This is a genomic window from Halorubrum marinum (genome assembly GCF_048381195.1).
In the GTDB taxonomy this organism is placed as follows: Archaea; Halobacteriota; Halobacteria; order Halobacteriales; family Haloferacaceae; genus Halorubrum.
In genome coordinates, this window is the sequence record NZ_JBLWMM010000010.1 from 1 (window position 1) to 945 (window position 945).

The 945-nt window shown below is 57.1% G+C and carries 1 rRNA gene; it reads right to left on the reverse strand.

Going from position 1 to position 945, the window contains the following annotated elements:
• Nucleotides 1–760: ribosomal RNA gene (locus ACNSN4_RS16535) — 16S ribosomal RNA — on the reverse strand; the annotation flags it as partial.
• Between the last annotated feature and the right edge of the window lie 185 nt (nt 761–945).

Below are 945 nucleotides of genomic sequence, written 5' to 3' on the forward strand. Positions count from 1 at the left end.
CATTGTTTACGGCTAGGACTACCCGGGTATCTAATCCGGTTCGAGACCCTAGCTTTCGTCCCTCACTGTCGGATCCGTCTTCGCGACGTGCTTTCGCCATCGGCGGTCCGTCCAGGATTACGGGATTTCACTCCTACCCCGGACGTACCCGTCGCGCCTTCCGGTCCCAAGCCGCACAGTTTCCACCGGACGCCCACCCGTTGAGCGGGTGGATTTTCCGATAGACTTGTGCGGCCAGCTACGGACGCTTTAGGCCCAATAAGATCGGCCATCACTCGGGCTGCCGGTATTACCGCGGCGGCTGGCACCGGTCTTGCCCAGCCCTTATTCGTGCACCTCCCTAAGGTGTACAAAAGCGTAGGCTCTATGCCTACGCACTTGGGATTCCCTTATCGCACTGTCGTGCAGTGTAAAGGTTTCGCGCCTGCTGCGCCCCGTAGGGCCCGGAATCTTGTCTCAGATTCCGTCTCCGGGTTCTCACTCTCATGACCCGTACCGATTATTGGCACGGTGGGCCGTTACCCCACCGTCTACCTAATCGGCCGCAGCCACATCCTTCGGCGCCGGAGCGTTTGGCACAGTCCTCATTCCAGGTGGACTGTGGTATACACTATTAGCCTCAGTTTCCCGAGGGTATTGTGTTCCGAAGGGTAGTTTGGCCACGTGTTACTGAGCTATTCGCTACGAGTCTGAACTCGTGCAACTAGCATGGCTAAGTCGAATCCCAATAGCAATGGCCTCCGGCAGGATCAACCGGAATGTATACCTCAGTACCTGGTTCCCGGTACTGAGGGGGTGTTGGCGGGTTTTGACTCGTGATGAGTCAAAACACCATTGCATGGTCTATGTGGTGTCCAGTTCACCCAGCGACCTGGATGACACCGAACTACCACGGCTCACATCAGATTTCCTCTTACGCCGGAGCGCAGGGGGCGAAATCCTCAT